This window comes from Marinobacter daqiaonensis (genome assembly GCF_900115285.1).
GTDB lineage: Bacteria > Pseudomonadota > Gammaproteobacteria > Pseudomonadales > Oleiphilaceae > Marinobacter > Marinobacter daqiaonensis.
The window spans coordinates 676,544-692,220 of the sequence record NZ_FOYW01000001.1; the positions used below are offsets into that span (position 1 = coordinate 676,544).

Here is a 15,677-nt window from a genome sequence, read left to right on the forward strand (position 1 = left end):
TCAGGAAAGGTTGAGTTACGAATCGTAATTATCAACATAACTTATAACAAGAGGTCTTTTATGAAAATTTCAAACAAAGCAAAACTTGCGGCTATCTCCGCGACTTTAGTGTCAGGACTCGTCATGTCAGGTTCCGCACTGGCTATCGGTGGCGGCAGTAGCGGTGCTTGCAGTGTTGATACTCAAAGGGGATCCGGTGCCCAGTTCTTTGTACCCAGCGGTGGTGATGGTAACTACAACATCCTGGGCTGGGGTAACGGCACTGGTGGTACCGTTGGCGTTTACAGCGGTATGCTCGAGTCCGTTGCTGAGCAATGCATTCTGATAGCCGCTGCCACAACCTCCCAGTCCGGCGACGGCCGGGATGTAGCGGCCGCCGTCAACCAGGCGAAGAGCCGTTACCGCGACATTGTTGGTTCAGATCCTAAAGTCTGTACCTCCGGTCACTCACAAGGTGGCGGTGGTTCCTTCAACGCTGCGAACCGTCTTGATGCAGACTGTGTTATCGCGGTCCAGCCTGACACCGTGTTCACCACCCGCATCGAGCGTCCTGTAGCCAGCGACGTTGACGTGGTCTGTATCTTCAGCACGGGCGACGTTCTGGCACCAGCACTGCCCTCGAACGGCCGCAACTGTGAGCGCAACTCCACCCGGTACACCCAGGAAATCACGTCTGGTACCCACTTCACACCGACCTCTGGTGATGGTGGCGCAGTTGGTGATGTAATGCGTGAATATGCTGAGCGTTGGTTGGTTAACTAATTGATTTTGCCTTAGGTTCTTTAAAAAACCTCAGCCTGTGTGGTTGGGGTTTTTTATTGGCTGCCAGATAATCCGAATCGGAACACGCCCCCGGCATGGTTTTTTGGATTATTCATTTAATTTTGAGTCCATAAAGGAGATCACATGAATAAGTCTGTGAGCGCTGTTGCCCTATTACTGGTAACCGCCGTCTTCATGGGAGGCTATAGCGAACAGGCCCGGTCTGAAGCTTCATCGGTAAAAAAAGAAATTACCTCCGATGACGTGCAGCACGAATTCAAAAACCTTAACGATCGTTATAGCTATGCTTATGGCGCTGACCTGGCGGAGAAATTCAAGACAGAAGGCGTTGAATTGAATGTGGATATGATGGCTGAAGCAATGCGGGATGTGTTTGGTGACGGAGACAGGAAGATGTCGACGGGAGAAATCGCGGCCACAATAGATATCTATATGAAAATTCATGAAAAGAAGAAAGAGGCAGAAAGAGCTGCCGCCGGGAAGGAAAACAAGAAAAAAAGCGAAGCTTTCATGGCGGAAAACGCCGGCAAAGACGGCATGGTCGTCACAGAGAGTGGCCTGCAATACAGGGTCATTTCCGAAGGCGATGGCGGGTATAGTCCCACAGAAGACGATGTAGTGACTGTTCATTACCGAGGCACGTTTATCGACGGTACCGAGTTTGACAGTACCTACAGCCGTAACCAACCATACAGTGTTAAAGTCAGCAAACTCATCGAAGGCTGGGGGGAAGCGCTCCAACTGATGTCAGAGGGCGCAAAATGGGAACTATACGTTCCCGCTGAACTTGCCTACGGAGAGGAAGGATCCGGGGAATACATCGGACCAAATACTGCGCTGGTATTTGAGGTGGAATTACTCGACATCGAGGAAGGTCAGGAAAGCCAAAAGGACAGTTAGTACCGGGTGGCGACTACCCTGGATTCCGCGAGCCCTGTTATACTCGGCGGTGCCGGAAAAGCCCCCCAACACCCCTTCCCAGTGAGTCTCCATGCCGCCCAACAAGCTGTACACTGACCTGTCAGGCTATTACGACTTCATGTGTGCTGATATCGACTATCAGACCCAAAGCCAGGGTGTACGGCGACTCCACCAACTTCTGGGCTCCGATGGATGTCGTCACCTGGACCTGGCCTGCGGCACTGGACCGCATATCCGACATTTCGTCGGGTTCGGCTACCAGAGCCAGGGGCTGGACATCAATCAGCCCATGCTGGACAGAGCCGCGTTACGCTGCCCTGAAGCCGGATTCATCCTGGGCGACATGTGTGACTCTGAATTAGACGGACCATACGATCTGGTTACCTGTTTTCTGTATTCCCTCCATTACAGCAGCAACATTGACCAGCTGAAGTCCTGCATTGCCAACGTCCATAACGCGTTATCCACCAATGGCGTGTTCTGCTTCAATGCGGTGGATAAAACCAGGATCAATAACAGCTTGTGGGTGACACACACCGCAGAGCACGAGGGGGCGCGCTTTGAGTTCAGCTCGGGATGGTATTATCCCGGATATGGTGACAGGCAGGCCCTGAAACTGAGCATCAGGAGAACCGTCGGAGATACCACCGAGTCGTGGCAGGACGAGCATCCTATGGTGGCGTTAACCTTTGGGGAGTTGAGAGACATTCTGGCACCCTGGTTCGAAGTCCATGTATTCGAGCATGACTACGGCAGGATAGTGCCCTGGGACAGACATTCCGGAAATGCCCTGTTTGCCTGCGTAAAAATCTGAACAACGCGCAGGGGGTGGATACACGGTTAATGGTTTTCACCGGGTTTGCCGCTGCCGGAAATGGAATGGGCGTCTACACTGACCCCAGAGAACAGCAAGACGTGCACCAGTCTTCCATGACCTCTTTAGTACAACCTGGCGGGACGTTCGCGAAACCGGAACGGTTCAGCATTTCCGGGGACCATCTGACGGAGGCGGCATGAAGTTTCCTTCGAGCACAGGGTTTGCGCTCTTCGGGGCGGCGCTGGTTGCCATCAGTTACGGGCTTGCCCGCTTTGCCTTCGGCCTGTTCGTCCCCCCTATCCGCGCTGAACTCGAATTAACGCCGTACGTGATAGGCATAATCGGTGCATTGCCGCTCGTCAGTTTCCTGCTGGCAACACTGGTGGCGCCGCTCGCCGCTGATCGTCTCGGTGCCCGCAATACCGCCATGCTGTCCGGTGGTTTCGGCGTTGTCGGTCTGGCGCTGATAAGCCAGTCCTCCGGACCACTTTCCCTAGGTGCAGGTGTGTTTGCCTGCGGTATATGTACCGGCCTGATGATGCCAGCCCTGACAGCTGCCATGCAGGCGCTGGTAAACCGTTCCCTGCATGGGCGCGTTAGTGCGGTGATGAACGCGGGGACCAGTATTGGCGTGGCCGTTGCCGTACCGGCCGTCCTCTTCCTGGCCGGCGCCTGGCGTTACGCGTATCTCTCCTTTGCCATACTCGCCGGAATCGGTGTGGTTGCTGCGTGGTATTTCATACCCTCCGTGTCGAGAATCATCCCATCGGACGCCGCACCCCCGCCTCCGATCAATGCCCTGCAATGGTCGCGCCTGTTCAGGCTGTCGCTCTTTGCATTTGTCATGGGTTTCGTCTCTTCCGCCTACTGGATTTTCGCGCCGGACCTGGTGGTCACGCTCGGCGACCTCCCACCGACTGCAACCGGATGGCTTTGGCTGGCGGTTGGTATCGCCGGTCTTGGCGGAGCGGTGGTGGCCGACCTCGCCGATCGCAACAATCCCGCGATCACCCATGCACTGATGCTGATGATGTTGGCGGCAAGCCTGGCGCTGCTCGCCGCCAGCCCTGGCCAGTTGCTGATTGCGGCGTTTTCCGCCCTCGTCTTCGGGCTGGCGTACATGAGCCTGACAGGCCTCTATCTCATGACCGGCATCCGCTTACTGCCGGGCCGACTGGCGCTGGGGCCAGTGTTCCCTTTCATGGCCGTATCGCTCGGACAGGCAACCGGCTCACCCCTGCTCGGCACATTGGTGAGCAGATTTGGTTACGCCGATGCGTTTGCCATGTTCGCTGCGATTGGCATCCTGGTGGCTCTCCTGTCGCCACTCTACCCGCGCCACATCGAACATGAGCCCGTGGAGGAGATTGAGGAAGAGACGGGCCTCCAGGCGGCATACGATTACCAGCTTCAGGATGAGGAGGGGGAGCCAATCCGGTCTGAATCCTGACCCTGGGCAGCTTCACCCATCATTTTTTTCATGGCAAGGCGCGCCCTTGAGGGTCGCCGCCCCTTCACAAGTCTTAAGCTTCTGTAAAGGGCCATTTGGTATAGTTTTTTAAAAACACGAACCGTGGCACACTTCGTCTTTTCTAGTGGTTGTCGGTCTTACGCTGTGTCCGAACACTGATCACCCATAAGTTCGAGCACCCGCACCATGTATTTTGAAAACCTGTTTGACAGCAGTTACGAACGCATCCGCCAGCAGGGCGACGCCTTTTTCGAGGCCTTCTACCAACGCTTTCTGGCCTCTTCGTGCCTGGTACGGCAGAAGTTCTACCATACCGACATGGTGGCCCAGCGCCGCATGCTCAAGAAGTCGTTCTACTCCATGGTGGTATTCTATGCCACGGGATCCGCTGACGGTGTCCTGGTCGAGATTGGCCACAGTCACAGCGCACGTCGCTACAACGTCATCCCCGCCCTTTACGATTTCTGGCTGGAGAGCCTGATCGCAACCATCCGACAGTTTGACTCCCAATGCGACGATGACGTGGAGTTGGCCTGGCGACTGGTACTGAGCCCTGGCATCACCTATCTGAAGTTCAAATACGACCATTCCGGCGTGCCTTCGGAGCCCCGGAGATCGGCCTGAGTCTGACAGCGGATCGGCTGCTCTCAGTCCGCCTCAACGTCGTCTGCCGGGTCGATGCGAATGACCTCGCCGGATTTCCCGTCGGTCAGCAGGTAGAGTTCACCCTCCTCGCCGACGACGACGTCGCGAATGCGCTTGTCGAGCTCGTGAAACAGGCGCTGGTCGGATACAAGATCGCCGTCTTCGAGCTTCAGCCGGAACACGCCGCGGCCGGCGAGACCACTGACGAGCAGGTCGCCGTTGAACTCCGGAAAACCATCGCCCCGGTAAACCGTAATGCCGGACGGCGCGATCGAAGGTGTCCAGTGGTTCAGGGGCCCCCGCATGCCCTCAAGCTCTTCATGGGGCGTAATGCTGGAGCCGGGATAGTTTATGCCCTCGGTCGCCAGCGGCCAGCCGTAGTTCACCCCGGGCTCGATGATATTGACCTCGTCGCCACCGTAGGGCCCGTGTTCGCTCTCGTACAGCCGCCCGGACTCGGCGTGGTAGAAAAGTCCCTGCGGATTTCGATGCCCGTAACTGTAGATCTCTGGCCGCTTACCCTCCTGTCCGACGAACGGGTTGTCCTCCGGCACGGAGCCGTCCATGTTCAGCCGGACCAGTTTGCCGAGGTGATTGCCCAGGTCCTGAGCATCCTCGCGGTAGTCGAAACCGTCGCCAACCGACACGACCATCGTGTCATCGGGAAGAAACTCTATGCGCGAGCCGAACTGGACGCCGGTGTCCTTCAGCGGCTCAGCCTGGAAGATTCGCCGGAAGTCTCGCAGCTCGCCGCCATGGAGCTCGCCGCGCCCGACACACAGATTGTTGGCGTCGCTTGAGCCACAGGCATAGCTCAGGAAGATGGTTCGGTCCCGCTCGAAATCCGGTGAAAGCGCCATGTCCAGCAATCCGCCCTGGACGCCGATAAATACTTCGGGAACACCCTCCAGCGGCTGTTTGAGGAGCGCTCCTTCGACATCAATGATGCGGATGTTGCCGCTACGTTCGGTGACCAGCCGCCGCCCGTCGGGGAGTTGCACCATACTCCACGGCTGGTCGAGGCCGTCCACGAGGATGGCGACCCGGTAGTTTTCCAGCGGATAATCGTCGATTTTCAGCTGGCGCTCCGGCCGCATCGAAAGATGGAGGGCAAACGCAGCGATCAGGATGACGATCGGAAACGCCAGGTGAGTCCAGGTGAATCCTTTCTGGGAGCGGAACTCCGGCCGGCCGCTGGTGAGCGCAAAGACCCATGCTCCGATAATGCCAGTCACCATCATAGCCACGAAGCCGACGATGTTACGTGTTGCCGAGATCAGCGTCGGAATCGCGGACACCTCGTTGGCGGCGAGGAACGCGACGGCCAGGCCCACGGCACCCGAAGTGCCCAGCAGTACGGAGCGCAACCCGGGCCATTTGCGCGCCAGCCATAACGCCCCGGGAAAGGCACACAGGAACGCGACGCCGACGATCAACCCGTAGAACGGCGCGAACGTGATCAGGTCCTGGATGATCGTCCGCCGCCATTCTTCCCAGGTCGAGTAGGTTCCCATCTCAAGGACATTGATAAGATTCAGCGTGGACTGAACCAGCGAGCCGAGCACGGAGGTGACCAGCACGGCGAGCAGCCAGGGCAGCAGATTGCGCCCCAGCACCCGCCAGGAGTTCTTGAGCGTCTTGTGAGTCAGATAGTCAATGGCCATGCGATTCCTTGCGTTTGGCCGCCTCAGCGGGAAAGACGTACCTCACTGAACTGGATGAGCGGCTTGACGTTGGTGTAGTTCCCGATGTCCTGCGCCAGCTCTTCCCGGTGCGGGTCCAGGGCTTTCTCATAGGCCTCTGACGAGTCAGCAAGAAAATGGCACATCGCGAAAAATGGTGGCCGGGGTCCCTGGCTGCCCGCGCCGATGCCATGATCCACCCATACCCCTTTCACCGCGGAGCCGAGTCTGTCCAGAGCCAGCGGTATATGCGAATCCAGGTAGTATCCCAGGTCAAACCAGGCGCCCTGCTCATTGGGATAAAGAATGGTGACCCTGATCATTGCGATCTCTCCTCTGCAGAGGTGCCATTGCCCTCGGGGAAACCCCGGGGCAGCGTAAAACGCTGGCTCAGAACCGCCAGTTGGCCTGAATCCCGACAATATTCGCCTGAGAGTCAAAGTTACCCCGCAGCCGATTACCCTGCTCGACCTTGTTGATCTGGCTGTCGTCCACGAAGAGGTGGGCATAGCCGACATCCACCGAGGCGTTGCGGGAGAAAGCGTAGTTGAAGCCGACACTGGTCCAGAATCGGTCCTGGTCGGGAATGCGAACGCTGACAAATTCCTGGTCAGTCTGGGGCGCTTCGTCGAAGGCGAGACCGAAACGCCAGGTCCACGGTCCCTGGGGCTCGAAGCTGGCGCCCAGGGCATAACGCATGGTGTCATCGTATTGCAGATTGAGATTGTCGATGGTCTGGTTACTGTCGATGTTGACGATACCGATTTCCTTTACGGAGCTCCATTCGGTCCATGCGATGTCAGCGTGAAGCTGCCATGCTTCAGTCAGCCGGTGTGAGGCGCTCAGGGTGAGTGTGTCCGGTAGTTCCAGGTCCGCTTCGACGTTACCGTCAATGGCCTGACCCGTGGCACTGCAGGCGGGATCCGAGGCACAGGTGGACGAAGGCGAAAAGTCGGCATCACCCTCGATGGTAAAGTCCCCGCCCTGGCGCCATACCAGGCCGACACGAGTTCCCTGGAGTGGCCGCCAATGGACGCTCAGGTCCGCCACCACGTCGCTGTCATCGCCCTCGATCTCCACGCTGCTGTCCGCTGGACGGTTGCCCGGTCCACCGTGAGCCGCGGCGCAGGTCGGGGCCGTGGCGCCAGGCGCGGCCAGGCAGGCCGCAAAGGAGTCCACTTCGTTCTCAAGGGTGGTATCGATGCGCTGGTAACTGAGCCCAAAACCAACGGAAAGCTGGCCGGTGACCTCAAACGCGAAGGTAGGGTTGATATTGAGAACCTGAAGTTCACTTTTGGTGCCGTGGTAACGTCCGATCCAGCCATTGTCGTATTCCGTTACCAGACCAAAAGGGGCATTGATGCCCAGACCGAAACGCCAGCGGTCGGCAATCGGCTGCACGAAGTAGAGATTCGGGACAAACCCCATCTCGTCGGTTTCGCCGCTGCTCCCGCTCAGGGGCTGCTGAAGGGGGCTGCCATCGGCAGCCGTTGAGCCCTCATTGTCAAAGCTTGATTCGACATGTATCAGGTGACCTGCCGCTGAGACTTCCCGTCTACCCAGCTCCGTCATTCCAGCCGGGTTGAAAAAGACCGTGGTCGCGTCGTTGGCCGCTGAGGCAGTGCCGGAGAAAGCGGTGCCCAGCCTGGCAGGACTCTGTTCGAGAATCTGGAACGAGGATGCCTGTGAGGCCGCAGGAATCAGCCCCATCAGCCCCGCGGCTGCAACAGCTATTCTGAATCCGTTTTGAGGTTTCATAGACTGGCACTCCGTCGGTACGTTTGCACATGCCGGGAGCACAGAAGCGGAACCGGTATCCAGGAAGTAGCTTCAGGCTTCTGGGGGAAACCGCTATTTGTGCCTGACCTTGCCTGAGCTTAGCCAAGGTGTCACAAAAAACCAGCGCGTCAGGTCAAAACGACAAAAAATCAGGAAAGATCTATGTTTCGATGGCCCTTGAAACAGAACTGTCCCGGTTTTCAGGCGTGATGATAGTGCATTCGATAGGCGCGATAGAAGTTGACCAAACCGCCTGTAAGGAACAGTACGCTGGCGAAAATGAACTGACCGGCCAGATAGGTAAACAGTATCTGGGGGAGGTTCAGGTGGCCCGAGCGCCAGAGGTAGGGAATCGAGGGGATCAGAAACAGAATCGAGCCAATGATGAAACAGATAGCAACGGCGTTCAGGAGTTGCAGGCAAATCATCGTTCCTGCCTCAGTGATCTGAGTCACACTGATCGTCGCGCCGGCAGCGAAAAGCGCGCTGCCAATGATGAAGCACCAGGCCGCCAAGGCTTCGCTGAACACACCCGGCAGAAAAAAAACGCTACCGAGCAGGAATAGAACGCTGGCGGTAACGTGGCCAGTCAGGGTAAGAAATTCGAGAGTCGTCTTGAGGCCCCGTTGCCTGTTGTGGCGGTAGTAAATCACCGTTTCGACGAAATCATGCAGCGTAACTCCCAGATAGCTCAGCGAACCGATAATGAACAGCCACGGGCCTGCTGTAGAATACTCATCAAAGCCGGGCAGAAAAAAGACGCTGCCCATGACGAAGCAAAGTGCTCCGACGATGTAGGTAGAGGCATTTAGTCCCTCCCAGAAGAAGCTCGTCGATCCTGACTTGTAGCTGCGTTTTCGATTTGTAATGTGATGGGCCATAACTACATTGCTTCTTTGGTGCCTCGTTTGATCAGCCACCAGTTAACGGGATAAGACGTCAGAAAGCCAAAAATCATGGCGATCTGCATCATGAACCAGAACTCCGCTGACGACACGGCCAGTTTATAGTTCAGTACGACAGCAAAGAGATAAAAGTGGGCAAATGCCATGAAGCCATACATTCCGATTTGCCATGCAGTTAACGACAGAAAGTCTGCCTTGGTAGCCTGCACCAGCCCTTTGCCAGGGGACAGTCCGCGCATCGGTACAATGGTGAAGTATTGAAAGGCAATACCCAGGATGAAGGCCAGCAGGTAGTCAAAGCCCCAGACCGCAAATATTTTCTCGTCGAAAATTGTTTTCCATCCGAACCAGATAGCAATGACTGGAAAAAATAACGCCACGGACTCAGCGATGATGTCGCCCAGCGTGCAGCCACTGCCACAGTGGAGAGTGCCTTTGGCGACCTTCAACGGGAAAGGCGTCTGTTGCACGTGGGGTGGAGTTTCGTTCTTTTCCATCGCCGGGTGAGCTATTTCGTGAGCCGCCAGGCGGCCGTAACTGAGGTAAAAAGCAACGATAAACACATGACCGAATAAGGCGCATATCGGCCAGACGTAGTTCATGATCCTCATATGCTGGGGATGGCGGATCACATCCAGGGTGATGTACCCGGCGCAAGCAAAACCTGTCAGTAACGATATCCAGCTAACGACGTATAGCCAATCAGGTAACATTTGGAACTCCTTTTCCTGTTTTCGTAAAACACGTTTCGCCCTCGACTTGTCACTGCGGGCCTTACCTAGCCTTACCTGGCCCTGGTGGCAACGTCGGTGCGGTATCCCACCAAGCGAAAGCGGAAGATGCAGTAGCCTGATCTGGATTAGCCGCTGTTTTTCGCGGCCTCTATTGCCCGCTTCGCTTCCTTGATGAGTTCTCTATCAGTCTGAGGTGGCGGCCTTGCATCGTGTCCACTGATGCGGCAGAACTTTCCCAGGAACGGGTAATGGTCGGACCCGAACGATGGTAGCCGCTCCAGAGAAAGCGTAGCAAACCCTGGCTCGTGGAAAATGTGGTCCAGTGGCCAGGACATCCACACGGAGTTCGCACTGAACGTGGGAAGATAGCCGTGGCCACGGCGCGGCTCCTCAAGATAGCCAATCTGGCGCATCCGTTTGACGGCACTCTCCCAGGGCGTCGCGTTGAAATCACCCGCAACGATACCGGTCCTCTCGCTCTCACGCAGGAGCAAAGCTGCCTTGAAGAGCACCGCGTCGCGGCCCAACGTCGTATTTGACTGCCGGGGTGTGGGCGGGCGCGGATGAACTCCAAGAAAATCCACGGTTTCTCCGCTGGCCAGCCTTACCCCTGTGACAATCTGGGGGGTGTCCTGCCCCGCCAGGAACCTGATCTTTGGCGATTCAAGGGAGAGCCGGGAGAACAGATGAATGCCGAAGGAAGAATCCGAGACGTGGGAAACTGAATGGGGCATGGTCTCCTCCAGCGGAGACAGGGCCTCATTCCACTTTTCATTCGTCTCCATGGCCAGAAACAGATCTGGCTCTACCTGACGGACCAGGTCGAGCAGACGGCCGTCAGGATCATTGCGCATTTTCACGTTTGCGATCATGACCGACATGGTGCTTCCTGGTCGGCATTCAGCAACGGGAAAATCCTTTCCCGACTGAAAGTAAGGGAACAGGACAAAGCCATGATAGGCCAGAGCCGAGAAAATAAGGATCATCGCCAGGGCCGCCATGTTCCGGAAGTACCGGAAATAGAGCATTACTGGCAAGGCCAGTATCAGCAGCGCTACCGCCTCTTGCAGCCGGGGAAAATCAAGAATCCGCACCCACCAGCGATTGGTGTCAATCAGCGGAACAAAGCTCAACGTTGCGAACAGAAGAACAAGTGAAAAGACGAATCCAAAGCCGACCTTGTGTTTTACGCTTCTCTGGTGGACGTTTCCCGAGTCGTGCGTCACAGGACCTCTCCTTTTGCCTGCAGTCCGTCAGCCAATCCCCTGCCATTGCCTACCGTAAGCAATCAGTGTTGGCCTGTGGATAGGCTAGCTCATGTCAGCCTCCTGCATGGGCCGGTTGATCCTGGGCGACTCCCGGCCTGCTCCGGGTCTCGGGCCATGGGAGGCTGGCGCGATGATTTTCGGAGATATTTTCGATGGTTCGACAGAACTTAAATATATCTGACCGATTTTTCATCTATTGGAAACTCGAGTAAATGTTTCCGGGAGTCGGTAAATTTTTCCAGAACTGCTCTTCCCACATCAGAAATCCAGGCAGATGCCGCCCAGTTTGAGAAACGTCCTCTTTATCAGAATTTTACCCGAAGTTCCCGCTATCTCCCTCTCCGACACCCTTGGCAGATCCTGAGTATTTCATAATCCTGGACGCTAAAGGGAAGCCAATAACAGTGGCATGGACCTTGCCAACGAGAAGGTGGGGTAGCCGATATTTCCTGAAAAATTCAAGGAGAGCGACTATGAATAGGAAGTTTATCAGTTTAATGCTGGTTCTGTTGCTGGGGTTAGGCGGTACCGCTCTGGCACCTGCTTATGTTGCGGCCGACGACTGGAACAACGACAACTGGACCGAGGATGACTACGGGTATTACGACCAGGACTACTACTGGGAAACCGACGATGACGACTGGGATTCCTGGTTCGAAGACGATGACTGGGACGACGACTGGAACTACTACTACGAGGATGATAACTGGGAAGAAGAAGAGGAGTGGTGGGACTGGTGGTAAGCGCAGGCAGGGAACGGTCATACCAACTCGCAGGAACTAAAGGAGAAAGCTTATGAAATCGGTAATTACTGCAATCGCACTGAGTACGTCTCTGGCCCTGGCAGGTCCAGCGCTGGCCAGCGATGATCAGAAAGACAGGATGAAAAAAGGTACCATGTCGATGGTGGGTACTGTGGTCGACACTACTAACGTCAATCTCGCAGGGGCTGCTGGATCAGGCCATTATCTGGTCAAGCTCGAGAGCGGTAAGGACAAGCGCCGGGTAGTTGTAGACCTGGGGGTCCAATCCGACGCCAATAAAGCGATCGAGAAAGGAGACAAGATTTTTGCCGTAGGCAATGCCGCCCGGATCAATGACCGCCCCGTGGTCTTCGCCAGGTACTATGGCGAACTTCAAGAAACCACCAAGTAGTAACTTTTTCGACCCTTCGGAGATCGGCTACCCCGATCTTCGGGGCTGTAAATCAAATCGTGTAAACGCCCCCCTGAAAACCCGCTTAAAAAACCTCCGGAACGAATTGCAACGACTTGCTAGAGGGTGAGCCCTCACCGCCCTTGCCTGCGAGCCATCAATAGATCATGGCTCCATATGAAACTTGCCGCAGGAAAGGACTGCTCGAATTGCTGCCTTCAGTTTCCTGTTTGTCAGGGCGTTACGGTGACGGGGAGACTCAGCGCTGCCAGTAGCTCTTCTGCGCCAGGTGCGTTAAAGAGCGCGCACTCCCGACTGATTACCAGTTGCGAGGCTCGCTCCTCCCGGAGCACACGGGCTACTGTTAAAGGATTTGTATCAGACAGGATCTGCAATCGGGTGCCTGGCCCGATCACATCAAGATCCTGCCGGATCGCTTCGATCTGATCAGCCGCAGGTTCGCCGTCGGTTTCCAGAATGACCGTCACCGGCTGACAATAATGCCGGGCAATCTCGGCGGCGGCCAGCGCAGCCCGATGGTTTGCCTCTTCATGATCATTGAGGAAAACAACCACCCGTTTCTGGTATGGCAACCTCTGTTCGCACCACAGTAACACTTGTCCCGGTGCCTGCCGAATAAGCCTCCGTGCCGTGGAGCCCAGGCGAGCGCCAGCCGGGGAGGACCAACCAGCACGACCCAGCACTAGCAGATCATCCGGGCCGGCCAGTGCCAGTACCTCTTCAATCACATGGCCACGAGCAATACTGAGCGCCGCCCTGCCTCCACGCTGCTTCACTGCCTCGGCAAGTGCCACACGGGCATGATCCGCCAGTCGCCGCATGCGCTGCTCCAGTATGCCGGGATCAAATGGCCGACTGATACCGGAAACCGAGCCAACCTCGCGGGAAAAGCCGTACCCGGCGCTGCGCACCAGGTTTAACTCCTCAACAAACACGCCCAGCATGTCGGCATTCCGTTTACCGGCAATGCCAGCAGCCGCCGTCAGGGCGGCATAGCTCATTTTTGAACCGTCAATAAGCACCAGCACACGCCCACGGGCCGAAGCCTGCTCTTGGGGCTTTTCCGTGTTAACCACGGCTTTCTTCTCCAGGGCGTTCACGACTTCCCTTGCGGCCGCCCTGCTTTTTGCTGGCTTCGGCGAACCGGCGCAGGCGACTGGCAACTGCGCGGTTGAAGGACCCCAGGGGGAACTTACCCTTCTCATCCGCTTCGCCGGCGTCCATACCCGTCAGAAGTTCAATTGCCTCATTGATATGGGTGACGGGGTATACGCTGAAGTCACCGTCGGCAATGGCCTTGCGAACCTCGGAGTTGAGCATCAGGTGTTCGACATTGGTGGCCGGTAGAATGACTCCCTGTCCGCGAACCTTTCCGGCCCCACGACAGACCTCGAAAAAGCCCTCAATTTTCTCGTTAACCCCGCCCACCGCCTGGACCTCGCCATGCTGGTTCATCGAGCCGGTGACGGCAAACGCCTGGCGTAACGGCAGACGGCTGATCGCCGACAGCAGAACACAGGTTTCCGCAACGGAAGCGGAATCCCCTTCCACGCCCCCGTATGATTGCTCGAACGCCAGGCTTGCCGACAACGACAACTCACCATCACCGCCGTATCGGCTGGCCAGGAAGCGGGAGAGAATCATCACAGCCTTGCTGTGAATCGGCCCGCCAAGCTTGGCTTCCCGCTCAATATCCACGACCTGTGCTTTGCCCGGGCGGGCGGTGGCGGTGATCCGGGTTGGCCGTCCAAACATGGAAGCCCCGAGTCTGAGCACCGATAGCCCGTTGACCTGGCCCAGAGCTTCACCCTCAGTTGCAATCATCACGATCCCACGGGCGATCTGCTCACGGCTCTGGTCGCGAACCCTGCTGGCACGGAACTCCCGCTCATCAATCGCCTGTTGGAGATGCTCCACTTCGATCGTGGCGGTACCTGACCGATTGGCCCAGTGGTCCGCCTCACTGACCAGATCCCGAAGTACCCGGTCGTGTGCCGTAAGCTTGCGCTGATCCGCCGCCAGGCGGCTTGCATGCTCTATCAGTCTTGCCACAGCAGCCCGGCCCAGTGGCCGGCATTTCAGTTGCCGCGCGATGGTGGCAATCATGCGAGCATAGAGCCCATAACTCTCGTCATCCCGATTGAGATCGTCCTCAAAGTCGGCCTCAACTTTAAACAGATCCAGAAAATCAGGATCGTGTTGGGACAACAGGTAATACAGCATGCGGTTGCCCAGTAAAACGACTTTGACTGACACCGGAATGGGCTCCGGCTGAAGGCTCATTGTGCTGGCCAATCCATAGAGACGTTCGAGAGACTCGATCCGTATCTCGCCGGAAAACAGAATGCGCTTGAGGCTTTCCCATGCCATTGGCTGGCTCAGTATCCGACGGGCGTCGATGATCAGATAGCCCCCGTTCGCCCGATGGACAGAGCCACCCTTTATCAGTGTGAAATCGGTATACAGGGTGCCTTGTCGGGCACGATGCTCAATCTGGCCCGCCAGATGCTGATGAGTCGGCAGGTCCTCATAAATGACAGGCGCGCCGCTTGTCCCGGCATTGTCCACCAGCAAATTGACTTTGTACCGGTCCAGCAGACCATTGGGTGGCCCTTTTTCGCTGTCCTGGAACGCTTCCGCATGTTCCACCACATCCTCACGTATGGCGTCCAGATAATCGACAACCGCAGGAACGTGCCGCCATTTTTCGCGAAGCTCGTTAATCGGACCGCCAAGTGTCAGTTGAACCATCTCTTCATTCAGCGTATGGCTCCGCTCCCGGAGCTCCTTCCGTAAACGTGGAAACTGTTGGATGGCTTGCTGCAGTTTCTTCTGGAGCTCCTCAATTTTGGATTCGATGAGTGCCTTTTCCTCATCAGAGAGGGATTTATAGTCCTCCGGATCAATAACTTCCCCCTTTCGCATTGGCGCAAAGGTGAAGCCCGCAGGCGTCGTTATCATGGCGATGTTATTGGCGCTGGCCTCTTTCTGGATGTCAAACAGACTCTGCTGCTGGCGCTTTGTAATTTCCTCCTGCAGCTCCTGCAGACGCGCCTGATACTCCTCACTTTCGAAGGTCGCCGGAATCGCCGTGCGCAGCTCCCCGGCAAGATCACTCATGTCTTTCTTGAATTGCCGCCCTTGCCCCGCGGCGAGACCAATAGCCCTGGGCCGATCCGAGAAGTCAAAATTGTGAACATGGCACCAATCCGAAGGCACAGGCTGCCCCTCAGCGTGTTTGGCCAGAAAACGCTCCACCAGCTCGTGCTTGCCCGCACCGGCGGGACCCAGGACAAACAGGTTGAAGCCGTCCGCCCGCATGCTGGCGCCAAACTCCAGGGCCCGTAGCACGCGCTCCTGGCCAAAGGGCAGGTCCAGGTCCTTGAGCGCGTCAGTGGTATCGAAATCCAGCTGGTCGAGGGGGCATTGGTGATAGACCTGTTCCGCTGTCAAGGGCGTGGGTAGTGACATCAACATCCTCCTGATGAGTGACGGG

The 15,677-nt window shown here is 56.7% G+C and carries 15 protein-coding genes; 7 read left to right on the forward strand and 8 right to left on the reverse strand.

Annotation, left to right across the window (positions count from 1 at the left end):
- The first annotated feature begins 123 nt into the window (after positions 1-123).
- From BM346_RS03110 to BM346_RS03130, 5 genes are all read left to right on the forward strand, one after another.
- Complete coding sequence (locus tag BM346_RS03110; protein WP_092008824.1) at positions 124-762, forward strand: hypothetical protein; 639 nt, start codon at positions 124-126, stop codon at positions 760-762.
- 144 nt (positions 763-906) lie between these two features.
- A complete protein-coding gene (locus BM346_RS03115) occupies positions 907-1,683 on the forward strand; it encodes an FKBP-type peptidyl-prolyl cis-trans isomerase (RefSeq protein ID WP_092008825.1) in 777 nt (258 codons plus the stop codon).
- Between the two features lie 91 nt (positions 1,684-1,774).
- Positions 1,775-2,518, forward strand: coding sequence for a class I SAM-dependent DNA methyltransferase (locus tag BM346_RS03120; RefSeq protein ID WP_092008826.1), 744 nt, complete (start codon positions 1,775-1,777; stop codon positions 2,516-2,518).
- Between the two features lie 199 nt (positions 2,519-2,717).
- Positions 2,718-3,971, forward strand: coding sequence for an MFS transporter (locus BM346_RS03125; RefSeq protein WP_092008827.1), 1,254 nt, complete (start codon positions 2,718-2,720; stop codon positions 3,969-3,971).
- Between the two features lie 207 nt (positions 3,972-4,178).
- Complete coding sequence (locus BM346_RS03130) at positions 4,179-4,616, forward strand: globin family protein (RefSeq protein ID WP_092008828.1); 438 nt, start codon at positions 4,179-4,181, stop codon at positions 4,614-4,616.
- A gap of 23 nt (positions 4,617-4,639) precedes the next feature.
- Here BM346_RS03130 and BM346_RS03135 read toward each other — a convergent pair whose 3' ends face one another.
- From BM346_RS03135 to BM346_RS03160, 6 genes are all read right to left on the reverse strand, one after another.
- Positions 4,640-6,301 (reverse strand): PQQ-dependent sugar dehydrogenase, encoded by a 1,662-nt coding sequence (locus BM346_RS03135; protein ID WP_092008829.1) that lies wholly within the window; start codon positions 6,299-6,301, stop codon positions 4,640-4,642.
- Positions 6,302-6,324: 23 nt separating this feature from the next.
- Positions 6,325-6,642, reverse strand: a complete 318-nt coding sequence (locus BM346_RS18020; RefSeq protein ID WP_092008830.1) for an EthD family reductase — start codon at positions 6,640-6,642, stop codon at positions 6,325-6,327.
- 67 nt (positions 6,643-6,709) lie between these two features.
- Positions 6,710-8,077, reverse strand: a complete 1,368-nt coding sequence (locus BM346_RS03145; RefSeq protein WP_092008831.1) for an OmpP1/FadL family transporter — start codon at positions 8,075-8,077, stop codon at positions 6,710-6,712.
- Positions 8,078-8,298: 221 nt separating this feature from the next.
- Positions 8,299-8,979, reverse strand: a complete 681-nt coding sequence (locus tag BM346_RS03150) for a YrhK family protein (RefSeq protein WP_092008832.1) — start codon at positions 8,977-8,979, stop codon at positions 8,299-8,301.
- Positions 8,980-8,981: 2 nt separating this feature from the next.
- Positions 8,982-9,716, reverse strand: coding sequence for a DUF4396 domain-containing protein (locus tag BM346_RS03155; protein ID WP_092008833.1), 735 nt, complete (start codon positions 9,714-9,716; stop codon positions 8,982-8,984).
- A 146-nt stretch (positions 9,717-9,862) separates the two neighbouring features.
- Positions 9,863-10,963, reverse strand: coding sequence for an endonuclease/exonuclease/phosphatase family protein (locus tag BM346_RS03160; protein ID WP_092008834.1), 1,101 nt, complete (start codon positions 10,961-10,963; stop codon positions 9,863-9,865).
- Positions 10,964-11,478: 515 nt separating this feature from the next.
- Here BM346_RS03160 and BM346_RS03165 point away from each other — a divergent pair.
- Together BM346_RS03165 and BM346_RS03170 are read left to right on the forward strand one after the other, a co-directional pair.
- Positions 11,479-11,748, forward strand: a complete 270-nt coding sequence (locus BM346_RS03165; RefSeq protein WP_139229895.1) for a hypothetical protein — start codon at positions 11,479-11,481, stop codon at positions 11,746-11,748.
- A 52-nt stretch (positions 11,749-11,800) separates the two neighbouring features.
- On the forward strand, positions 11,801-12,160 hold the full coding sequence (locus BM346_RS03170; RefSeq protein WP_092008836.1) for a hypothetical protein: 360 nt from the start codon (positions 11,801-11,803) through the stop codon (positions 12,158-12,160).
- A 233-nt stretch (positions 12,161-12,393) separates the two neighbouring features.
- On the opposite strand, the gene BM346_RS03175 is transcribed toward BM346_RS03170, so the two are convergent.
- Together BM346_RS03175 and BM346_RS03180 are read right to left on the reverse strand one after the other, a co-directional pair.
- The gene (locus tag BM346_RS03175) at positions 12,394-13,257 is read right to left on the reverse strand and encodes a universal stress protein (RefSeq protein ID WP_167812690.1); all 864 of its coding nucleotides are present in this window, start codon (positions 13,255-13,257) and stop codon (positions 12,394-12,396) included.
- Positions 13,250-15,652: a Lon protease family protein gene (locus tag BM346_RS03180; protein ID WP_092008838.1), complete on the reverse strand. Its 2,403-nt coding sequence runs from the start codon at positions 15,650-15,652 to the stop codon at positions 13,250-13,252. Before BM346_RS03180 ends, BM346_RS03175 begins: the two co-directional genes overlap by 8 nt.
- Between the last annotated feature and the right edge of the window lie 25 nt (positions 15,653-15,677).

Bases quoted from the DNA above. Each gene is read 5' to 3' on its own strand.
- BM346_RS03110 (WP_092008824.1), top strand. From the start codon at position 124: ATGTCAGGTTCCGCACTGGCTATCGGTGGCGGCAGTAGCGGTGCTTGC.
- BM346_RS03115 (WP_092008825.1), top strand. From the start codon at position 907: ATGAATAAGTCTGTGAGCGCTGTTGCCCTATTACTGGTAACCGCCGTC.
- BM346_RS03120 (WP_092008826.1), top strand. From the start codon at position 1,775: ATGCCGCCCAACAAGCTGTACACTGACCTGTCAGGCTATTACGACTTC.
- BM346_RS03125 (WP_092008827.1), top strand. From the start codon at position 2,718: ATGAAGTTTCCTTCGAGCACAGGGTTTGCGCTCTTCGGGGCGGCGCTG.
- BM346_RS03130 (WP_092008828.1), top strand. From the start codon at position 4,179: ATGTATTTTGAAAACCTGTTTGACAGCAGTTACGAACGCATCCGCCAG.
- BM346_RS03135 (WP_092008829.1), bottom strand. From the start codon at position 6,301: ATGGCCATTGACTATCTGACTCACAAGACGCTCAAGAACTCCTGGCGG.
- BM346_RS18020 (WP_092008830.1), bottom strand. From the start codon at position 6,642: ATGATCAGGGTCACCATTCTTTATCCCAATGAGCAGGGCGCCTGGTTT.
- BM346_RS03145 (WP_092008831.1), bottom strand. From the start codon at position 8,077: ATGAAACCTCAAAACGGATTCAGAATAGCTGTTGCAGCCGCGGGGCTG.
- BM346_RS03150 (WP_092008832.1), bottom strand. From the start codon at position 8,979: ATGGCCCATCACATTACAAATCGAAAACGCAGCTACAAGTCAGGATCG.
- BM346_RS03155 (WP_092008833.1), bottom strand. From the start codon at position 9,716: ATGTTACCTGATTGGCTATACGTCGTTAGCTGGATATCGTTACTGACA.
- BM346_RS03165 (WP_139229895.1), top strand. From the start codon at position 11,479: ATGAATAGGAAGTTTATCAGTTTAATGCTGGTTCTGTTGCTGGGGTTA.
- BM346_RS03170 (WP_092008836.1), top strand. From the start codon at position 11,801: ATGAAATCGGTAATTACTGCAATCGCACTGAGTACGTCTCTGGCCCTG.
- BM346_RS03180 (WP_092008838.1), bottom strand. From the start codon at position 15,652: ATGTCACTACCCACGCCCTTGACAGCGGAACAGGTCTATCACCAATGC.